Raw genomic sequence first — 14,839 nt, 5'->3', positions numbered from 1 at the left:
CAGGCAGTCTCGATTATTATTGAGCGGAGCGCATTGCCACCGGCTGAGCTTTCACCGGCATGCCAGGCATGAAGACTTTCTGCAGGCCATTGACGATCACCTTGTCACCCGGCTTCAAACCGGATTGAACAATGCGCAGGCCATCAGCCAACTCGCCAGCCTGAATATCGCGACGCTCGGCTTTACCCTGCGCATCGACCACATACACGTATTTACGATCCTGATCGGTCAACACCGCTTTATCGTCGATCAACAGCGCGTTAAACGCGGCGCTGCCGGGTAAACGCACGCGGGCAAACAGACCTGGGGTGAACTGACGTTCATGATTATCGAGCGTGGCGCGCATGCGAATGGTGCCAGTGCTGGCGGTCAGCTGGTTGTCGAGGAAGTCAACGGTGCCACGATGCGGATAACCTTGCTCGCCGGTCAGCGCGATTTCCACCGGCAGCGAACCGCGATTTTGTCCCTGACGTGCCATCGCCTGATACTGCAGATAGGTGGCTTCATCGACGTCGAAATAGACGTACATACGATCCTGCGACACCAGCGTGGTCAGCACGCTGGCACTGTCTCCGGCTGTGACCAGGTTACCGGTGGTGATCATCGCGCGGCTGGCACGGCCATCAATCGGGGCAGTGACGCGGGTAAAATCGAGATTCAGCTGTGCCATATCAACGGCGGCCTGCGCGGAAAGCACATTAGCTTGTGCCTGGTTTGCCGCCGATCGACGCTGCTCCCACTCTTCGCGTGACACCACATTGGTGCCAATCAGTTTATCGGTGCGCGCCGACTCACTGCGTGCCAGCGAGGCCTGACTGCGCGCGGTGGCGAGTTCAGCTTGTGCCTGCTCTAACGTCGCGCGATAGGTGCGGTCATCAATGGTAAACAGCACCTGACCCTTTTTCACGTCATCGCCTTCGCGATAGTTAACCTGATCGATATAGCCGGAAACGCGGGGGCGCAGTTGCACACTTTGCACCGCTTCAAAGCGACCATTGAAGCTATCCCATTGGCTGACTTTTTGTTCGACCACCTGCGCGACACTCACTTCGGGCGGCGGTGGCGGGGCGTTTTGCGCCACACCCCGATCGCAAGCGGCCAGCAGGCTTCCCAGCAACATCACTCCTGACAGGCTTACTGCCCGACGAACCCCATATGTTTGCAGATGCATTGTTGTTATTCCGCGTTGGTGTGAAAAAAGAAAGGACATGTACGAAAAATCTGCAACTTTTAAGATTGCATTAAAACGCGATGAGTGTAGGCTGCTGCAAACTGCATCTGCAAGAATATCTGATACACTTTATGTGCTGTTTTGATCAATTCGTTTCAGAGGGGGGAAAGCCCCTACGGCGAGTGCGGCATTTAATGCAATAATAAAACTTGCATTAAATGTCATAGTCAGTCACCCTTAAAGTGTAATTGCAACTGATACTGATACTGTTCGTTAAGGCGACGGGAGAAAATGGGATGATGAGCGACGCATTTATTCACGATCTGATCGACTGGATTGATAACAACATTGAAGCACGTCTGGATCTGGACACCGTAGCAGGGCGCGCCGGTTATTCGAAATGGCACCTGCAGCGTATGTTCAAAGAGCACACCGGCTACCCGCTGGGTGAGTACATTCGTAATAAGAAACTGAAAAAATCGGCGGACCGTTTAACGACCACCAACGAACCTATCCTTAATGTGGCGATTTCACTGGGGTTTGATTCGCAGCAGTCGTTCAATCGCAGTTTCAAACGTCAGTATGGCGTGGCGCCAGGCGCATGGCGTCGACATGCCGTGCCAGCCGCGAGTGCGATGCAGTAACACCTCCGCCAGGGCCAGCCATGCTGGCCCGCGTTCTTCTTCACGATAATCCTGCTATTATCGGCGTCCTGCACTTCGGGATGTCACTATGTCAAAGAAACTCTGGATTGGACTCATTCTCGCGCTGGCCGCCACCTGGGCCGGGCTTAAGCCGCATTTAACCGGTAAAACCGCCGCACACGGCACAGATATTGCCAAACTCACCGAAGCCCACACCGTGGCGCAGTGGTTACAGCAAAATCATCAGTTGCCGGATCTTTATCTCACCAAAAATGAAGCACGCCGTCAGGGCTGGAACCCCAGCAAAGGCGACTTATGCACGGTGTTGCCGGGTCGAGCCATTGGAGGCGATCGTTTTAGCAATCGTGAGCAACGCCTGCCAATGCAAGCGGGGCGGCAATGGTATGAGGCCGATGTGAATTACGATTGCGGTCACCGCGACGCCGATCGTCTGCTTTACTCTTCAGATGGACTGATCTTTCTGACCACCGATCACTATCGCAGCTTCAAACAGGTGAACTAACCATGTTGACGCTCTCTTTTGATTTCCAGCAATTGGCCAGCCGGCAAGCGTTCTACCGCGAGTTTGTGGCCCAAAGCGGCTGCAGCGGAGAGTTTGGCTGTAATCTGGATGCGCTGTGGGATTGGCTGACGGGCGGGATTGCGCTGCCAGCTGAACTGCATTTACATCATATTGCACAGGCGAGCGAGGCGGAGTTTGCACCGGTGCTGGCGCTGATGGAAGAAGCGGCGCAGCAGCTGCGAGGCGAGCTGCGCCTGATTCATGACTGATTACGCGTGCAGTGGCAGCAGTAGAATCGCCAGCATCTGACGGGCATTGGCGGGCAGGTCGCTGCCGCCGGTATAGCCGTTGTTTTCCACGATCACCGAATTTAATCCCACCAGCCAGTCATAAATATAATACGCGGTATGATTGGCGGGTGCGGCTGACAAACGCGTTAAACGCTGGCCTTGCGAGAAGCTCACGCTTGGCGCAGGCGGACGTGCGAAGATGGTTTGTCCGCGATTAACGCGACTCTCAGGCCGTTCACTCTCCGGGCGCTGCAGGAAGCCTAACCAGGCCACAAAATCCCCCAACACCGTCATCGCACGGGAAACCTGGCGATCGGTCCGCGCTTCATGCGCGCTGGCCTGAGCATCCGGTTCGCTAAGCGCGCTTTGCAGCTTATTTAATACTTTCAGGCGGAAGCTGGCGGTAATCAGCTCTTCCACCAGCAATTCCATGGTCGGTTTATCCACGTTCAGCAGCGTCAGTAAACTCCGGCTTTCCGGCAGCTGACGCAGATGCTCAAGCCACAGCGCAAACACCTGCTGCGGGAATTGCTGATCGCGCTGGCCGCTGCCGTTCCGCGGTTCCGCAGGGGCCACCGGTTCATCTTTAAACAGGTCAAACTCAAAGCCAATACCAAAATAGCTCTGCTCAGCCGCAGCGGTTTTCGCGCTGTGCTGCACGACATTACCGCTGCTCTGGCTCAGCCACAGCTGACGCACCGCTTCGCGCGAAGGCTGTAAGCGCTCCAGCAGTTCGCCGTGCAGGCCAGTGCGATGTTGCAGGCACTTCAGCAAGGTATCGGAAATCGCCTGCTTGCGTGCTGCCTGTTCTGGCGTGGCAGTGGATTCGGTCCACGGTTGCAAACGCTCCACCAGCTTTTGCTGCAAGGTGCTTAATTGCTGGGCCAGACGATCACGACGTGCTTCTGGCTGCATTTCGTCCTGCAACCAGCTGCCCATGCGATCGACACCGGCACGATCGAGTGCCAGCATGGAACCCCAGCTCTGTCCGGGTTGCCCGATCTGACGCTGTACGGCTTCATCCACATTAATCTGATGCTGCTGGTAACGCGCATCGTGCGGGGTAATCGCCCAAATCAGGCGGGGTTTTTCCCCGCTGGCGGCCACAGTTTGATGGATATGCCATTCACGCAGCGCGTTAGCGGCAAGCTCGGTATCCTGACGCTGGCTGGCGGCAGTGCAAATTAACATCAGATCGATGCCCTGACGTGCGGCATACAGACCCGGCAGCAGCGCGCGTTTCTGCTCCAGCAGCGCCGCGCGCAAAGCATCGCGCTTGCGCAGTTGCGCTAAATCCTCTTGCTGGCCCGAATCAGCAGGCTGGCCGGGCGCAGGCAGTTCCAGCATATCGGCTTCATCATACAGCGCCTGACGCGGTGTCGAACTCAATGGAACGGTGATTTCCAGCGTCAGCAGCGCCAGTAAGCCCAGCGGCACTTGCTGCGGTTTGCCGACACGATTGGCGACGATCGGACAGACTTCAATCATTTCCTGCCAGTCGGCATCGTGGCTAATCAGTTTCTCCGCCGGCAGCGAGGCGTCATCGGTCAGCAGGCTGAGGGGGGCGAGCAGGCGCGGTGCCTGGCGCAACTGGTGACGCAGATGCATCAGATTGCGCAGCTGTTCGTTGAGCGCCACCTGGTTTGGCCACAGTAGTGCAAACAGCTGAATGCGATCATCGACGTTTAACCACGGGGCGAGTTCCACCGCCTGCGGCCAGAAGTGGCGATCCAGTACCTCGGCGTGACGATGCTGGCGGCGGCTCCACGCCCACAGTGTGATCAACGCATCGCTGTCGAGGCCTGGCTGTAGCTCGTCCTGACGATGGCGCTGCAAACGCTGCAGCGCGGCATCGATCACCGCACTATCCGGCTGCGCTTCGGTTTTGGCACAGGCCAGCACCAGACGAATCAGCTCCACGTCATTGAGCAGCGTCATTTCCAGCGGCCAGGCGCTGGACTGGGTTTCACGCTGGTGGCTGAAGCGGGTGGCAATAGCAAAATCGAGATTGCCGGGATTGATGTTCTGGAAATGGTTCACCACGCGATCGCCCAGACGCGCCATCAGCTGGCCTTGCGCATCGCCCACCATCTCACTTAACAGCCAGGCTTTGCCCGCCTGCGACTGGCCAAACAACGCCAGCGTCACCGGACGCGCCAGTTGACGCGCCAGGGCGTGACTCTCCACGCGCGCGCGGCGCAGTTGCAGCCGCAGCGTATCCGCTTCCAGCGCCAGACGCGGTGCCTGCGCGTGGTGGTTTTCAATCCAGTTCAGTGCGCCATCCAGCGTCTCCTGCATCAGGCTCAGACGTTTGGCGGGCGTAACAGAGGTGACTCTCTTGGCAGTTCTCATCGTTTGCAGACGCTCCCGCTGTCAATCCAATACTGCGCGTTGGCATTGCCCGTCGCAGACAGCGTATTCAGTTTCAGGCTCAGTTGTTCCAGTGGCACGCGGGTGCCGTCATCCATACGGGCATCGCTCAGCACCAGACGCTCCGGGCCAAAGTTGTCAGGCCCCGGCTGGACCGCCAGCTTAATGCGCAAAATGCTTTCGCCGGCCACTTTACGTGCCAGATGCGGATCGGTGATGCTCAGACTGTAAAGGGGTGAAGCTGGCCAGCGGTCATTATCCAGCTGACGGAATCCGAGGCAGACGTTGCCGCGAATGCGGAAGCTGCTTTTCCGATCCAGCGCGAAATCACCTTTATCGAGGTCAATCTCGCTGTAACACAGGTTGTCATCGCTCAGCGTGGCGTTCTCATCCAGCACACCCAGATAACGGATAGTGGAGTAAGGTTCGAAATCACCCGCACGGAACCAGAAGCTGCTGAGACGCAGATCGAGCGCCAGCAGACACAGCATCGCGCCCACGGCAGCAGTGGATTTCGGGTTATCAATGCGACCTTGTTTGTTGAACGGATACCAGTCGCTGGTGTGATAGCCTTCCAGTGACAAAATACGGCTGCCCGGCAGCGGTTGCAGGTGACGCACCAATGCCTGAATGCCCGGGAAACGCGAAGGACGGCCGGTCAACAGCAACACATCGCACTGATACAGCGACACCACTTCGCACATGGCGCGCAAGGCCGGGATGATCGCCATACGATGTTGCAGGAATTCACCGTGCAACTGCGCCATGCTCACCACCAAAGGCACATCAAGCAGATCGAAGCGGTTGTCGCCGCCCAGCGTGCGCTGAATCTCACCGTTAACAAACGCCAGCACGCTACTGGCAGGCTTTTGCGGTACCAGCTCACCGAACAGCGCATTGATTTCGCTGTGGCTGTCGAGCGGGTCCCAGTTTTCATAACGCTCCAGTACTGCCTGCGCCAGCGGGATAAACAGCTGCAGGGTGACTTGCTGACGCAGCGTGGCTTGCCCATCCATGCGGCTGTCGTGACCGAACAGTTTGTTCATCAGCGGTTCGGCCAGCGTCAGGCCTGCTTTTTGCAGACTTTGTTGTAGCGCAGGCAGAATCCACAGCTGAATCACATCCAACAGAATATCGTCGCCCGCGACTTTAAAGCCTTCACGGAAAAGCAGGCGCGGGGTGATCTTAACGTTGTTGCCCTGGCCGTCATCAAGACGATATTGAGTGATCGCCAGATCGGTGGTGCCGCCGCCGATGTCGATGGAAGCAATGCGCAGGCTTTTGCCCGGCACTTCGTCGGCTTCACGCGGACGATCCGGACGTGCCATGCTGCTGAAGAAATCTTCTGCACGCCCGGCAAAGTTCACCTGGGTTTCGTTGAACAGCCACACCATCTGTCCGCAGGTGGCTTCATCCCACTCCATCTGGACATCCGGCACCGGGCGCAGGCTTTTCGCCTGGCTTTGCATGCTGAAATCGTCTTCTGCGGGATGCCAGCCTTCAGCTTTCCACACCAGCGCGATGGCTTCCTGCATGCGGCGACGGAAAATTTCCCGTTCTGGTTTTGGCATCGCTGACGGCAGCGTGAGGATCACATGACGCAACTGGCGCGGGGCCTGGCTCTGCGGCATACGCTGGCGCTGTGCCACGCTGTTCATCTGCATCATCGCCTGAGCCAGTAGCTCACACAGCATAAAAGTCATCAGCGAACTGCGGCTGTAGCTGGCAGAGAACACCGGCAGGCGATCGTCTTCAGCCAGTGCGTGCAACGGCTGGCCTTCATCGTTCAGCAGCAGGGTGAAAGGCATCGCGGTTGCCTGTGGCTCGTCACTGCTGCCATGGGCGTTGAAGCGCCAGCCTGGCTGATAACGTGCTTCATCCCACAGATAACGGCGCGGGCTGGAGAGACCGGTGCTGCCCTCTGTGCCTGCACGCAGCAGCGCAAGACGGCTGGCTTCACGACCAACGCGCGTCAGCGATGGCCACATAAAGGCGTTTTCGCGGCCACTTTCCAGCGAGAAATTCGCTTTACCAAAGCGGGTTTCTGCGAATTCGAGACGGCTGTCAAACAGCTCGTTGTAGACCTGATGCGGTTCAGAGAGGTCGCGCAGTTGCAGTTCGTAAGTCTGGCGCAGACCGTTGCTCTCTTCGGCGTGGTCTTCTACCAAAATGCCGCAGGTGTGCGAGTTACCGACGTCAAGGATGATATCCACGTTCACCGCCGGGGTTTGCAGCGAAGTGGCCTGAATGTAGATCTCGGCCAGATCCAACTGCTCACCCAGCAGTTCCAGCAGGTTGAGATAGTGTGCCTGATACTCAAACTCACGCAGCGCCTGATTCAGCTCCTGCTCGCGGCGAGACTCCAGCGCGTTAACCTGCAGCGTAAAGGTTTCACGCAGCCAGCCATCCACCCAGGTGTGGTCCAGAAACTCACCCAGTTCATAGTTGTGCCAGGCAAGGGCGAAACTCACGCCGTTTTGTGCATCGGCTTTGCTCAGACCGTGCTGTTCGCCGCCGTCCTGTTCCGGCACGATGCGGGTATCAAACGCCAGCGTAATGCGATGGGTGTTACCTGCGACATCTGGCTGTGCCAGCGGTGCCAGGTGCAGGCGCGCCCAGTTATCCGGGCCGCCGATAAAACGGCGACCACTGGTGCAGCGCAACACCGGCAGCGGCAGCCACTGGTGTGCCAGTAGCGTTAACGAATCTGCCAGTGCAATGTCCGACTCGGGACGCACCACTTCTGCTGCACCGCCATCTTCGGGATAGAGCAAAAATTTGCCGCTGTTGCCGTCCACGTTCAGCCGCAGCAGCGGTCCGTTAGCGGTTTGACGAACGAACTGGCGGCGCGCCTGCAAGGCAGGCAGACGTAAGCCAAAATCGAGAAACTGCACACCGCTATCTTCAATCAGCGTGATTTTTTGTTTGTCATCGATGAGGGGAGCCAACATGTTTACTTACTCTCACGCTTAATCGTCAACGGGAAGACCTGATCTGCGCCGTACTGCGCAGTGCAACTGGCAATACCATCACCGGCTTTACACACCAGTTCCGGCATGCGGTAGCGCGATTTGTCGCTGCAGGTCGCAGTATAGCGGCTGCGAACCACCATGGTGCCGTCTACCGTCATCGCGGCAGTGACATCGGCTTTACAGCGGATGTTATCGCCCTGCGTAATGGTGGCGATGCCTTTACCGTTACGCAGCTGGTAACGCAGGCTTGGTGGCTTACCGGTTGGCAGGTTAGTTTGTCGTAATATGACGCGCCAGGTGCCGTTGATAAACTTCACGGAGCCAATACGCGCATCTTCGGTGGTCATGACCAGGTCATCAGCCTTAGCCGGTTCCGTATGTTCAGCAATCACTTCTGGCGGGGCAGGTGGCGCGGCAGGTAACGGCGCGGCGCTGACGGTGGCCGTTTTTTGCGGCAGCGTCGCGGCCAGTTTTTCAGCTTTCGCGACCACCGGCGGTGGCGTGAAAACGGGCACGGGTGCATCGGTGACCTGGGCTTGCGGTGCGGTTTCAGGCGGTGAGCTGTGCAGCCAGAACGCCACACCCGCTGCCGCCACGGCAGCGACCGGGAGCAGCAGCATCAGTGGACGCAGTGCGGAAGGGCGACGGACAGGCGGCTGCTCGACTTTCGGTTCAGGTTCAGGCACCGGCTGTGGCGCTTCAGGTTCAGGTTCAGGCTGTGCGATCTCGACGGGCTCTTCCACCACGGGTACAGCAGCAACGGCAGGCACTTCAATCAAAGGCGCGATAACCGGTGCCACGATAACAGCGGCCGGTGGTTCTGGCAGCAACGGCGGTAAATCCTCTTCCAGGCTGTCGCGCAGGCAGGCCAGTGCGTCATCGCGTGAGCGCGCCTGCGGATCGACAAAGCCCCAGAAGGTGATGACGGGTTTGCCATCGACCAGATAAACGTACTGCTGATCCGGGAACTGCAGCGTCTTGCTCAGTAAGGCGCCAAACAGGCGCATCGCCGGATTCTCTGCGTCACGCGCGCGTAAACTTGCAGCCAGTAAATCCTGCTGATTGAGCGTCAGTAATTCCAGCGCTTTTTGTCGTTCGTGGTCGCTGGCGCCGCGCCAGGATTTCACTTTGCCGTTAAAGGGCGCATACCAGTCGAGGCGGTCACCACGCTCGTTGGCCTGGGGAATGGCGAGGCAGTTAGCCAGCGCCGTCTGGCGACGTAAACGCAGTGTTTCACGGATTTGCAGGGCAGAGGCCCAGACCGGCTGGCCGTTTTCACCCAGTGCCAGTACCGAATCCAGATTGCCGCTGCGCAGAAAAGTTTTTGCCACTCGTAGGGCCCTTATCGGTGGTTGCCTGAAGCAAAACAGTGTGTGTAATTGGCGATGCTAGTGATCTTAAGCCAAATGCAGGGAATCAAACGGCTGATAAAGGGGGAAAAACAGGGTGTTTTTCCCGCGTGTAGGCGTGAGTTGCTGAAATTTTAAGCGCGTGCGCGTTGGCTCAGGACCAAATGGGTGATCATGCCGCCGATTAATCCCCAGAAGGCAGAGCCAATACCCAGCAGTGAGATACCACTGGCGGTGATCAAAAAGGCGACGATGGCGCTGTCACGGTGATCGGGTTCGGCGAGGGCGCGTTGCAGACTGCCGGAGAGGGTGGCAAGTAGCGCCAGACCGGCCAGCGTGGCGATCAGCACCTGCGGCAAGGCACTTAACAGAATGGCGATCAGCGCGCCGGTAAAGCCAGTCAGCAGATAGAAAATCCCGGCAATCGCGGAGGCCATCCAGCGTCGTTTCGGATCGGCATCCACATCGTCTCCCATGCAAATGGCAGCGGTAATGGCCGCAATGCACACCGAAAAACCGCCAAACGGAGACAAGACCAGCGCAATAAAGCCGGTCCAGCCAGTAAGAGCGGAAACCGGCGGTTGGTAACCATGTGCCTGCAGGGTCGCAATGCCCGGCGCATTTTGTGAAGCCATGGTGACGAGGAAATAGGGCAAACCCACGCCAATCAGCGATGCCAGCGTAAACTGCGGCATGATAAATTCCGGCACGCTCAGCGTCAGCGCATGCGGTGGGAAGTGAATCGCCTGCTGACCCACCGCCACCAGCACCCCGGCGATCAGGGCCAGAATGATGGCATAGCGCGGCAGCCAGCGTCGGCTTAACAGCCACACCAGACACATACTGCCACACAGCGCAAAGTTACCTTGTAAACCGGTGAAGGTGCCGATCCCGAAGCGCAGTAAAATCCCCGCCAGCATCGCCGCTGCCAAAGATTGCGGGATGTGGTTCATCAAGCGGGCAAACAGTCCGGTCACGCCACTCAGTACGATCAGCGCATTGGTCGCCACAAACACGCCCACCACTTCATTCAAGGTCAGGCCCTGCACGCTGGTGGCTAACAGTGCCGCGCCCGGCGTCGACCAGGCAGCCAGAATCGGCATGCGTGTCCACACCGAAAGACCAAAAGAGGCGAGCCCCATGCCGATGCCGAGCATCGACAGCCAGCCGCCGATCTGTTCTGGCGAGGCGCCTGCGGCCTGAGCGGCCTGGAAAATCAATGCGGCAGTGCTGCTGTATCCCACCAGCACCGCAATAAAACCGGAAACCAGCATAGGGAAGGAGAAAGCGTTGCGCGAAGTGGCGGTCATCATCGGATTGCATCCTGCTGTGCGTTATAGCGCACACTATTGCACGAGTGTGTTATAACGCACAAGTGCTACACTGCGCGCGAATTTGCCAGGAGATATCATGGAAAATCTGCATCAACATTTGAGTCAGGCGTTAAAACAATTGCGCCAGGCGAACGGCTGGAGCCTGACACTGGCAGCGGATCGCACCGGTGTCAGCAAAGCGATGCTGGGCCAAATCGAACGCGGTGAATCGAGCCCGACGGTGGCGACATTGTGGAAAATCGCCACCGGATTCAATGTGCCTTTCTCGTTTTTTGTCCAGGGCAGCGATCAACCGCCGGGTAGCGCCGCGACGTTTAGCCAACCCAATGCGCAAATGCAGGTAAAGCCGCTGCTGCCGTATGATGCGGCATTGCGTTTTGATCTGCTGGAGGTCACGCTTGCCGGTGGTGCGCAAAGCGATTCATCAGCGCACGAAAATGGCGTCATCGAGCAGGTGGTGGTGCTGGAAGGTGAACTGCTGCTGTGCGTGGAGGGCACCTGGCGTCGTCTGCAAAGCGGCGAAGCGCACCAGTTCGCGGCGGATGTCGCACACAGTTATCGCAATCCCCTCAGCACACCGCTGCGTTTTCACAGTTTGATTCATTATATCAAGCGGCCCTGAGTGCCAATTACAAATTGATACGAAGGTAAACTACACAGTTTGCCTTCGTATTTATATACTCGCGCTTCATCAGTAAGGAGAAGGTGCCATGAGCGACCTGAATAGCGCGGCTGCAACTCTACGCAGCGTGAATGGCAAACTGGCGCGACGTCTGCGCGAATCGGCCCCACCGGGCGATCTCACCTGGCCACAGGTTTCTGTGTTGGGTTATCTGGTGCGCGATGGCGCGATGACGGTAACAGAACTGGCCGAGTTAGAAGGCGTACGCAGTCAGTCGATGGGCGCGACCGTGGCCAGCTTGCAGGCGCAGGGATTAGTGAAAGGGGAAGCCGATCCGCTGGACGGCCGTAAAACCCGCTATCTGCCGACGGAAAGCTGCCTGACGCTGATCGCCGCCAATCGTGCAAAGCGTGATGACTGGCTACTCCAGAGCATGGCAACCACGCTCAATAGTGCGGAACAGAAAATTTTGCTGGCCGCTATTCCCTTACTGCAACGTATCGCCGACCAATAATCCTGAGAGGAATTCCCATGGCTTTAACAACCTTAGACGCAAAAACCGCCCTGATTGTGATTGACCTGCAGCACGGCATTGTCCGTCTTCCTGTTGCGCCTTTGTCAGCCGATGATGTGGTTGAGCGTTGTGCACAGCTGGTTAAGGCGTTTCATGGCAAAAACCTGCCGGTGGTGAAAGTGAATGTCGCCGGTGGCGCGCCCGGCCGTAACGAGCAGGCACGCCACAGTGGCGAACTGCCAGCCGACTGGGCTGTGCTGGTGCCGGAAATGGCGCTGAAAGCCGATGAAATTGCCGTGACGAAAAAGACCTGGGGTGGTTTCCACAACACGGATCTGCACGATCAGTTGCAGCAGCGTGGTATCACTCAGGTGGTGGTGTGCGGTATCGCCACCAGCATTGGCGTGGAATCCACTGCGCGTCAGGCTTACGAGTTGGGTTACAACGTCACGCTGGCAACTGATGCGATGACCTGTCTGAACGCTGATACCCACCAAAACAGCGTTGAGCGTATCTTCCCGCGTCTGGGCGAAACAGGCTCAACGGCCGATGTGCTGGCTCTGCTGAAGTAATCTTCATTGCCATGGGCCTGCATTGACCGCGCCCGTATTGTCTAAATGGCATAAAAAAAGCCCTGCGATCCGAAGATGCTTGCAGGGCTTTTTCACAGGCGCGCGGTATCAGTTACTGAAACGCATAACTCACCGTCAGGCCTACGCTGTAGTTGCGCCCTGGCGCCGGTTCGTAATAGCGACCGTTGCTCTCATTGACGATCACAGAACCCACATAAGTACGGTCGAACAGGTTATCTACGCGACCAAACAAGTCCAGCGTCCAGTTCTGTACCAGCCACTTATAACCCGAGTTCAGGCTAAATACGGTGTAAGAGGGGGCTTTGACGTCATTTTCATCGTCCGCTGCAATGTCGCTCATGTAGCGCACATCACCGCCGGCATACCAGCCTTGATCCGGTGCATAGGCTAATCCGGCATAGGCCATATTACGTGCGATGCCTGGAATACGGTTGCCGTCACAGCTGTCCGTGCCGCAGGCGTTGGAACGATAGCGCGCATCCAGCAGGGTCCATGCCGCTTTCAGGTGCCAGTCATAGCCAAACTCCTGATCCAGACCCAACTCCAGTCCGCGACGACGGGTTTCACCGGCATTTTTGTAAATTGAACGCCCTTCAGAACTTCCCGCTGAAACAATCTCGTTGGACGTATCAGTCTGGAATATTGCAGCAGTGATAAGTCCGTTGCCTATTCTTTTTTTAGTGCCTAATTCAACCGTGTCACTCGTTGCAGGTTTGAGATCTAAATTAAGCCCAGACTGGCTCAGAGAACGATAAGACAACTCATTTAGCGTAGGCGTTTCAAAACCACGACCCGCAGACACATAGGCATTCCAGCTATTATCAATCGCATATTTTAGGGAGGCAGCTGGCAGCCAGCGATGATAACGGCGATTACCGCTGTCATCGGGATCGCTTGAGGTGACGTAATAATCGTTGGAGTCGAAATTCACCGTACTCAAACGTACCCCAGCATCCAGTGACCATTTATCGGTGAACTGCCACGCTGTTTGCAGATAAGGATCGAGGTTCCACATCAGGTTACGTTCATTGCGGCGCATATCACCCTGTACGCCATAGTCCGTCACACCGTTGCTGGTGGTAAAGTTCTGATAGCCTTTACGCTTTTCGGTCATGGTTTCATAGTCGAGACCGGCAGTCAGCGTCACAGGAAAGGTGAACACCGTATCGCGATGCGTCCAGCGCGTATCAATGCCCTGATAGTGGCGTGCCAGCGAGATCACGCCTCCTGGATGTCCTTTAGTATTAATCTGCGCACTAGCCGGGATCGATTGATACTGTGTGGTTTCACGCTCACCGGCGTACATCATCACGCTGAGATCGTCATTCTCGCTCATCTGGCGCTGATAGTGCAGCCCAGCCTGCGTTTGGTCGACGGTTTTGCGCGCGTTGTAGAGCGTCACGTTGCTGACAACCTGACGCGGGTTATCTTTCCACTGCGCCTCGGTCAAACCGCCGGGATCCTGTGCATCCACATGAACGCTGTTAAACAGCAGTGTCAGGGTGCTGACATCATCAATGCGCACCCCGAGTTTGGCGTTACCGAGGTTTTTCTGTGCCGAGCTGTGATCGCGATAGCCATGGGTGGTAAAGCGCGAAGCCGACACGGTGTAATTCACATCGCCTGCCTGGGTACCATCGCCGGTGGCACCGCTGGCTTTGACGCTGTTGCGCCAGCTGCCATAGCTACCGTACCAGGTGCTGGCTTCCAGCGTGGTGGGTTGCTGACCGGTTTGGGTTTCGACATTAATCACACCACCCGACGAGTTGCCGTACAGGGCTGAGAAGGGGCCGCGCAGTACTTCAACGTGATCAATCGAACCAATGTCGATATTTGAGGTTTGTCCCTGACCATCCGGCATCGTGGCGGGAATGCCGTCGACATACAGGCGGATACCGCGCAGGCCAAAGGTCGATCGCGAGCCAAATCCGCGTACGGAGATTTGTAAATCCTGCGCATAATTTTGGCGGTTCTGAATCTGCATGCCCGGCACGCTGGCGAGATTTTCCGAGAGGTTGACGCGTGGTGCCGCATGACGCATATCGTCACCGGACACCACACTCACCGCTGCGGGCGTATCCAGCTCTGACAAACCGGTGCCCGCAGGCGCGGCACTGACGACCATGGTATTGCTGGCATTATCCGCCGCCATCAGCTGCAAAGGGAATAATGCAGGCAGCATCAGCAACGGTGCCTGTCGCAGTAAAGCAATTTTCATTATGAAAGACCGTATAAAAGACGTGGAATGAACCAAGTGGAACATTAATCGCGCATATGTTAATAGTTTTGTCGATAAATGGTATTACATTTTCACGCTTTATATTAAATAAATGCTGTTATTTGACTGACATACTTCGGGCGGGGAGGTTGCTGTGACGTTGGGAGCGTATAGGCGGTTGGCTCACGGTTGTTTTCCTGGCAATGGGCTGAACAAGGTCAACATAAACGACTGAGCGG

At 57.0% G+C, this 14,839-nt stretch carries 12 protein-coding genes; 6 read left to right on the top strand and 6 right to left on the bottom strand.

Annotation, left to right across the window (positions count from 1 at the left end; genetic code table 11):
- Positions 1-16 precede the first annotated feature (16 nt).
- Positions 17-1,171: an efflux RND transporter periplasmic adaptor subunit gene (locus tag ACCW76_RS01305; protein WP_038647183.1), complete on the bottom strand. Its 1,155-nt coding sequence runs from the start codon at positions 1,169-1,171 to the stop codon at positions 17-19.
- 296 nt (positions 1,172-1,467) lie between these two features.
- Here ACCW76_RS01305 and ACCW76_RS01300 point away from each other — a divergent pair, with 296 nt between their 5' ends.
- The 3 genes from ACCW76_RS01300 to ACCW76_RS01290 all read left to right on the top strand — a co-directional run bounded on the left by ACCW76_RS01300 (position 1,468) and on the right by ACCW76_RS01290 (position 2,607).
- Complete coding sequence (locus ACCW76_RS01300; protein ID WP_034827340.1) at positions 1,468-1,815, top strand: helix-turn-helix domain-containing protein; 348 nt, start codon at positions 1,468-1,470, stop codon at positions 1,813-1,815.
- An 88-nt stretch (positions 1,816-1,903) separates the two neighbouring features.
- Entirely contained in the window at positions 1,904-2,338 is a 435-nt protein-coding gene (locus ACCW76_RS01295; RefSeq protein WP_436337537.1) for a ribonuclease domain-containing protein, read from the top strand.
- A gap of 2 nt (positions 2,339-2,340) precedes the next feature.
- A complete protein-coding gene (locus ACCW76_RS01290) occupies positions 2,341-2,607 on the top strand; it encodes a barstar family protein (protein WP_038647177.1) in 267 nt (88 codons plus the stop codon).
- Here the strand turns inward: ACCW76_RS01290 and ACCW76_RS01285 are convergent, their stop codons facing one another.
- From ACCW76_RS01285 to ACCW76_RS01270, 4 genes are all read right to left on the bottom strand, one after another.
- Positions 2,608-4,980, bottom strand: coding sequence for a virulence factor SrfC family protein (locus ACCW76_RS01285; protein ID WP_436337536.1), 2,373 nt, complete (start codon positions 4,978-4,980; stop codon positions 2,608-2,610). It abuts the gene before it with no gap.
- Positions 4,977-7,949, bottom strand: a complete 2,973-nt coding sequence (locus ACCW76_RS01280; RefSeq protein ID WP_436337535.1) for a virulence factor SrfB — start codon at positions 7,947-7,949, stop codon at positions 4,977-4,979. Before ACCW76_RS01280 ends, ACCW76_RS01285 begins: the two co-directional genes overlap by 4 nt.
- 2 nt (positions 7,950-7,951) lie before the next feature.
- Positions 7,952-9,301, bottom strand: a complete 1,350-nt coding sequence (locus ACCW76_RS01275) for an SrfA family protein (RefSeq protein WP_436337534.1) — start codon at positions 9,299-9,301, stop codon at positions 7,952-7,954.
- A 152-nt stretch (positions 9,302-9,453) separates the two neighbouring features.
- Positions 9,454-10,632 carry a benzoate/H(+) symporter BenE family transporter gene (locus tag ACCW76_RS01270; protein WP_081946733.1) on the bottom strand — a complete coding sequence of 393 codons (1,179 nt, stop codon included), beginning with the start codon at positions 10,630-10,632 and terminating at the stop codon, positions 9,454-9,456.
- 97 nt (positions 10,633-10,729) lie between these two features.
- Here ACCW76_RS01270 and ACCW76_RS01265 point away from each other — a divergent pair, with 97 nt between their 5' ends.
- The 3 genes from ACCW76_RS01265 to ACCW76_RS01255 all read left to right on the top strand — a co-directional run bounded on the left by ACCW76_RS01265 (position 10,730) and on the right by ACCW76_RS01255 (position 12,361).
- On the top strand, positions 10,730-11,275 hold the full coding sequence (locus tag ACCW76_RS01265; RefSeq protein WP_038647169.1) for a helix-turn-helix domain-containing protein: 546 nt from the start codon (positions 10,730-10,732) through the stop codon (positions 11,273-11,275).
- Positions 11,276-11,363: 88 nt separating this feature from the next.
- Positions 11,364-11,789 (top strand): MarR family winged helix-turn-helix transcriptional regulator, encoded by a 426-nt coding sequence (locus ACCW76_RS01260; protein ID WP_436337533.1) that lies wholly within the window; start codon positions 11,364-11,366, stop codon positions 11,787-11,789.
- Positions 11,790-11,806: 17 nt separating this feature from the next.
- On the top strand, positions 11,807-12,361 hold the full coding sequence (locus tag ACCW76_RS01255) for an isochorismatase family protein (RefSeq protein ID WP_436337532.1): 555 nt from the start codon (positions 11,807-11,809) through the stop codon (positions 12,359-12,361).
- 112 nt (positions 12,362-12,473) lie between these two features.
- Here ACCW76_RS01255 and pqqU read toward each other — a convergent pair whose 3' ends face one another.
- The gene (pqqU, locus tag ACCW76_RS01250; protein ID WP_436337531.1) at positions 12,474-14,600 is read right to left on the bottom strand and encodes a TonB-dependent receptor PqqU; all 2,127 of its coding nucleotides are present in this window, start codon (positions 14,598-14,600) and stop codon (positions 12,474-12,476) included.
- Between the last annotated feature and the right edge of the window lie 239 nt (positions 14,601-14,839).

It is taken from the genome of Pantoea sp. C8B4 (assembly GCF_051336905.1).
Lineage (GTDB): Bacteria > Pseudomonadota > Gammaproteobacteria > Enterobacterales > Enterobacteriaceae > Pantoea > Pantoea rwandensis_B.
Note: the sequence above shows the minus strand (reverse complement) of the source record. Positions and strands in the feature narration are given on the sequence as shown.